The 5,041-nt window shown below is 54.9% G+C and carries 4 protein-coding genes and 1 pseudogene; 1 reads left to right on the forward strand and 4 read right to left on the reverse strand.

Annotated features, from left to right (window positions below):
* Positions 1-253: 253 nt before the first annotated feature.
* From ACEQ15_RS19890 to ACEQ15_RS19905, 4 genes are all read right to left on the reverse strand, one after another.
* Positions 254-718 (reverse strand): glycine zipper 2TM domain-containing protein, encoded by a 465-nt coding sequence (locus ACEQ15_RS19890; RefSeq protein WP_370281018.1) that lies wholly within the window; start codon positions 716-718, stop codon positions 254-256.
* A gap of 13 nt (positions 719-731) precedes the next feature.
* Positions 732-1,850 carry a phosphatidylserine/phosphatidylglycerophosphate/cardiolipin synthase family protein gene (locus tag ACEQ15_RS19895; RefSeq protein ID WP_370281019.1) on the reverse strand — a complete coding sequence of 373 codons (1,119 nt, stop codon included), beginning with the start codon at positions 1,848-1,850 and terminating at the stop codon, positions 732-734.
* Positions 1,851-1,932: 82 nt separating this feature from the next.
* A complete protein-coding gene (locus tag ACEQ15_RS19900) occupies positions 1,933-3,735 on the reverse strand; it encodes an ABC transporter ATP-binding protein (protein WP_370281020.1) in 1,803 nt (600 codons plus the stop codon).
* A gap of 215 nt (positions 3,736-3,950) precedes the next feature.
* Positions 3,951-4,511, reverse strand: coding sequence for a PilZ domain-containing protein (locus ACEQ15_RS19905; RefSeq protein ID WP_370281021.1), 561 nt, complete (start codon positions 4,509-4,511; stop codon positions 3,951-3,953).
* Positions 4,512-4,847: 336 nt separating this feature from the next.
* On the opposite strand from ACEQ15_RS19905, the pseudogene ACEQ15_RS19910 reads away from it, so the two are divergent.
* Positions 4,848-5,041 (forward strand): annotated as a pseudogene (locus ACEQ15_RS19910) (DNA mismatch repair protein MutT); the annotation flags it as partial.

A 5,041-nucleotide genomic window follows, 5' to 3' on the forward strand; every position in this document is an offset into this window, starting at 1 on the left:
ACTGATGCTGCCAATCATGATCGCTTCCGACCTGTTCGACGAAGACAAAGAGATGGCGGCGATGCGCAAGGACAAGAAACTCAGTGAAGAGATGGCGCGTCAGATCCCTGATCTGCTGATCGATCTGTACCTGCTGTTCCACGCACCGAAGAAGTAAGTAACCTTTTACTTACCGACATAAAAAAGCCAGCAACGATGCTGGCTTTTTTGTATCTGCCTGTTGGGCATCACTCTCGATTCCCATCTTTTAGCGTCAATACACGACGCGCGCGGCACCATGACTGTCCAGCACACGCACCCGATCACCCGGCCGGAAGAACTGGCCGTTGTGAACTTCCTGCACGATCGAGATGAGCTGGCCGGATTCCATCCGGACGGTCACTTCCTGACCCTGCGCACGGGTCGCTGATTCTTCAATCTTACTACCCACGACACCACCGGCCACAGCACCGATCACGGTTGCGATCGCCTGACCTTTACCGCCACCGACCTCACTACCGGCGATACCACCCACAACAGCACCGGCTACGGTACCCACACCACCATCGGTGCGGCCTTCAATCACCACCGGGGTAACCGATTCAACCACACCGTACTCCACATGTTGCACTTTACGCGCTTCATAGCGGGAATAGGTGCTGCCGCTTAGATCACCGGCACAACCAGCCAGCAGTGACACACTCAGTATTGCGGATAGCACAACACCTATCTTCTTCATAACAAAATCCTCTTCAACGTATCTTCAACGCCAGCTTGGCCAGCCAGGCCCAAACATACTCGCGCAACTTGCGGTGCCACGGGCGCAGCATCCATTCATCGTAGGTAACCTGGTGACAGTGGTGCATATCATCACGCAGCACCTGTCCCACCTGATTGACGAAAGTTGCGTCCTGTACCTCTACATTAGCCTCCAAATTCCAGCGTAAGTTCCAGTGATCGAGATTACAGGAACCTAAACTGCTCCAATTATCCACTACGGCAGCCTTGGCATGGAGAAAACGGGGCTGATATTCGTATATTTTAACGCCTGCCTTGAGCAAAGAGCGATAGTAACGTTTCGAGGCGTGGAACACCCAAGGTTGGTCGGTATAGGGCCCGGCGATAATCAGACGCACATCCACACCGCGGCGGGCCGCCCGGCGCAGGGCACTGCGTACAGAGAAGGATGGCAGGAAATAAGCGGTCATCATCCAGACCCGCTCCTGCGAGCGATTCACCCGGTGCAGGAAACTGGCCTTGATCTCCTGCTGATACATCCCCTGCACGGTGGTCACACGGATCGCCGCATCACCGGCGGGCGTGACAGCATACGGTGCAGGGGGCAAGTCCTGATGGGTACAACGCTTCCACAAGGCGTTGTAAATACTGATCAGATCCGTAGCTGCGGGTCCCTCCACCCGCGCCATCAACTCATGCCAGGGACTGCCTTTGGCTTCCGCCAGCCAGTACACATCGGTCAGCCCGGTGCCGCCGATGAATGCAACCTGCTGGTCAACGATCAGCAGCTTGCGGTGGTCTCGGGCAAAGTTGCGGGTCAGCTTGGTGGCATGCAGTGGGTTATACACCACGATCTGTACACCGGCCTGTTGCAGTTTCTTGCGGTCCGCCTGGGTAAATTTGAGGGCCCCAAAACCATCGATGATCATCCTGACCATCACACCGCGTTCGACCGCTGCGATCATCTCCTCCAGAAAGCGGGTGGTAATGTGGCCCGAAGCAACCAGATAAAACTCAAGCAGCAGGCTGTGGCGCGCTTTGCGCATCTCTTCCAGCATGACCGGAAAGAAGGATTCCCCATCAACCATCAGGTCGATCTTGTTCCCTTCGCGCCACTGAAAACGTTTTCGCATAATCTCTCTTCAATCCGGGAGAGACACCCCTGGAAACAACATTTCGTCTCCGCGGAAACCTGCGAACCATTTCGCACATCCCCTAGTGCTGATGCTCCCCATACAAACGTGCATAAAGGCCGTCCATATCCAATAGCTCTTCGTGGCCACCCTGCTCGGAAATCTGGCCATCTTCGAAAACATAGACGTGATCGGCTTGTTTTACCGCACTCAGGCGGTGGGCAACTATGATGGTGGTACGTCCCTGCAGGAAGGTTTGCAGGGCCTGGTGCAACGCGAACTCGGTTTCCGTATCCAATGCCGAAGTCGCCTCATCCAGAATCACTACTTTCGGGTCGGAGAGTACCATCCGGGCGATCGCAAGCCGCTGACGCTGGCCACCGGAGAGTCGAATCCCCTGGCGTCCCACACGCGTATCCAACCCGGCGTCCTGCTCGGCTACAAACTGATCCAGCTGGGCCACCTTGAGTGCGTGCCACAGCTGATGATCGCTGTATTCCCTACCCATCATAAGGTTGCTTCGAACGGTGCCATTAAACAACGCGGGCTGTTGCAAAACCGTTGCAACGTGCTCACGAACCCGCTCTAAACCGATTTTTTCTACCGGTACGCCGTCAAAGAACACATGCCCTTCACGTGCGGGGTACAACCCCAGCAGAACCTGCACCAGCGTCGACTTGCCCCCACCGCTGGCCCCCACCAGCGCAATCTTCTGCCCCGCTTCGATATCCAGGGTGATCCCCTTCAGTACATCCTGATCCGGATAGTAACCAAAGTGCACATTCTCCATCTGGATCGACACGGTACGCTTGCCGGAGAATGGATTTTCCGCTTCCTCAAAGTACGGCTCTTCATTCAGATCCAGCAGACGGTTAATGCGGCTGAGCGCGGCCTTAGCACCGTAGAACGAGTACTGGATGCCCAACACCTCCTGCACCGGTCCCATCATGAACCAGAGGTACCCGAATACCGCCATCATCTCGCCAATGGTCAGTCCGGAGAACACCACCATCAGCATCGACAGCGCCCGGAACAGGTCAAACCCCACCAGGAACACCACAAAACTGAAGCGGGTGGCGGCATCGCTTTTCCATTCGAACGCCGTCGAGCGGTCACGCACATGACGCGCTTCGTCGATCAGTCGGCTCAGATAGTGCTTTTCACGGTTGGCGGCACGGATCTGCTGGATCGCGTCCAGGGTTTCCGTCAACGCACTCTGAAAGATCTCGAACGCCTTGTTCTCGTCCTTTTTCAGATGCTTCACTTTTTTGCCGATCACGGTGGTTACGTAGATCACCACCGGATTGAGGAAGAGGATGAAAAGCGCCAATTGCCAATGCATCCACAGCAGGATGATGGCCGTACCGAGGATCGACAGGACCGCAACCAACAGGCGACTGACCGAACTGCCAACAAAGCGATCCACCGTATCCAGGTCTGTGACAAAGTGGGATGCCACTGCCCCACTGCCCAAGGTTTCGTACTCGGCCATGGAGATCCGCTTCAGCCGCTCCAGCAACCCACTACGGATACGGAAGATGACGTCTTTGGAAATGTGGGTAAACTGGCGCGCCTGCCAGACGTTTAACGCCAGGGCGATCACCCGCAGAATGACCGTAATGACTAGTACGGCCGAGATATACAGGGTGGGTCCGTGCCAACTTTCCGGGAACCAGGGGTTAAGGGTTTCAACAATGAAACCGGGCTGATCGAGCAGAACCTCATCCACCAGCAACGGCATCAGCAGCGGTAGCGGCACCGATGCGATGGTCGCGATGATGGCGATCACATTGGCCAGCACCAACTGCCGCTTGTGTTCCAGCGCCACATCCATGATGTAGCGCCAACTGTAGTGTTGCACCCGGTCCTGCCGCATATACCTCATATCCTTTACACCCTTACCTGCACCGACTGCTTTCCGATACGCATTCCACGGCAGGAGGGATTTACCGCTGATCATTTTAAAGAGGTGCGGACATATTGCCGGAGGCCCTGAAAGCATGCAGAACCCGGTCGCACCTTTTCTAAGTTTACAACGGCTTGATGCCCCACGCTTGCTTAGGAGGGGCAACTAATGAGAGATAACCGGTCGTGAGGGGGTCAACTGAGGCGCAACAGCTGGATGTACTCTGTCACAACATCACGGTTGTTACAGAACTCCAATCCCACCCGGCAAGGCGAATCCTGCTGACTATCGATAAGCGAAACCACATTACCCTGCAGCTGCTGGTATCGATCACTGTGGGGGAACAAAACCTCAAAGCCGAGCGGCTTGTTCTGGGCCTTGAGTGTTTTAATTTCGGCGATCACCTGTTGATCACGGACAGCAAGCTGGCAACCACCGGCACTAATGTTTTCAATGCGTCCATCCTGCACCGCGCAATGCCCATGCAGATACGCGCACAGTGCACAGTCATAGCGTTGATCCATACGCTGGTACTGGCGGTAGATCTCCCGGGGTGCGGTACTCATGCGCAGGCGTGCGCGGTGCAGGGAAACGTCTACAACCTGTGTTTCACAGGAGTAGATGACGCCTCGGTCGGTTGTTCGAACCAGCAAGGTCTGGTTGAACCCGAAGTAGAGTTCACGCTCGGCTGCCGAGCCAGGCAGGCGGCCAATCACCACCTCAGCCCCATGTACCTCGACCAACGGCGTTAACATTTTTAACTGTCCATCCTTTGAAACCACTTGCACCACTATCCCTGCAGACAACCTTGGCAAGCGGCGAACTGAGCTTTTAGTAATCTGTTCCATGACGATCGCTCCAGCCCTTGAGGATTAAAGTAGGTTTAGCAACAGCTAATACAACACCTTGGAAGTATCTTGCGGTTTACCTAGGACTTTCTTGCAGATCACGCCAAAGGTCTGATTACGGCATTGCAACAGCACCCATTTCTTAGAGATTTGTGTCACTATCGCTCTGAAAGACTGAATGAACGATAAACAGTGATGTGGTTAGATTTGTTTGATTTTGGATGCGTGTAAGAAGGACAGTCTGTGAAAGATTATGAAAACCCATGGCAAACCCTGAGCCAGGAAGACCAGTACGACAATCCATGGATCAACGTATGCGAACACCAGGTGGTCAATCCCGCCGGTGGCCGCGGGATCTACGGCGTAGTGACCTTCAAGAATGAAGCTGTGGGTGTGATCCCTGTGGATGACGAAGGTTACACCTGGCTGGTTGGACA

This window comes from Pontibacterium sp., assembly GCF_964228735.1.
GTDB lineage: Bacteria > Pseudomonadota > Gammaproteobacteria > Pseudomonadales > Balneatricaceae > Pontibacterium.

What these genes read in the sequence shown, in the direction of transcription:
- ACEQ15_RS19895 (WP_370281019.1), bottom strand. Translation starts at nt 1,850, where the DNA reads ATGCGAAAACGTTTTCAGTGGCGCGAAGGGAACAAGATCGACCTGATG.
- ACEQ15_RS19900 (WP_370281020.1), bottom strand. Translation starts at nt 3,735, where the DNA reads ATGAGGTATATGCGGCAGGACCGGGTGCAACACTACAGTTGGCGCTAC.
- ACEQ15_RS19890 (WP_370281018.1), bottom strand. Translation starts at nt 718, where the DNA reads ATGAAGAAGATAGGTGTTGTGCTATCCGCAATACTGAGTGTGTCACTG.
- ACEQ15_RS19905 (WP_370281021.1), bottom strand. Translation starts at nt 4,511, where the DNA reads ATGTTAACGCCGTTGGTCGAGGTACATGGGGCTGAGGTGGTGATTGGC.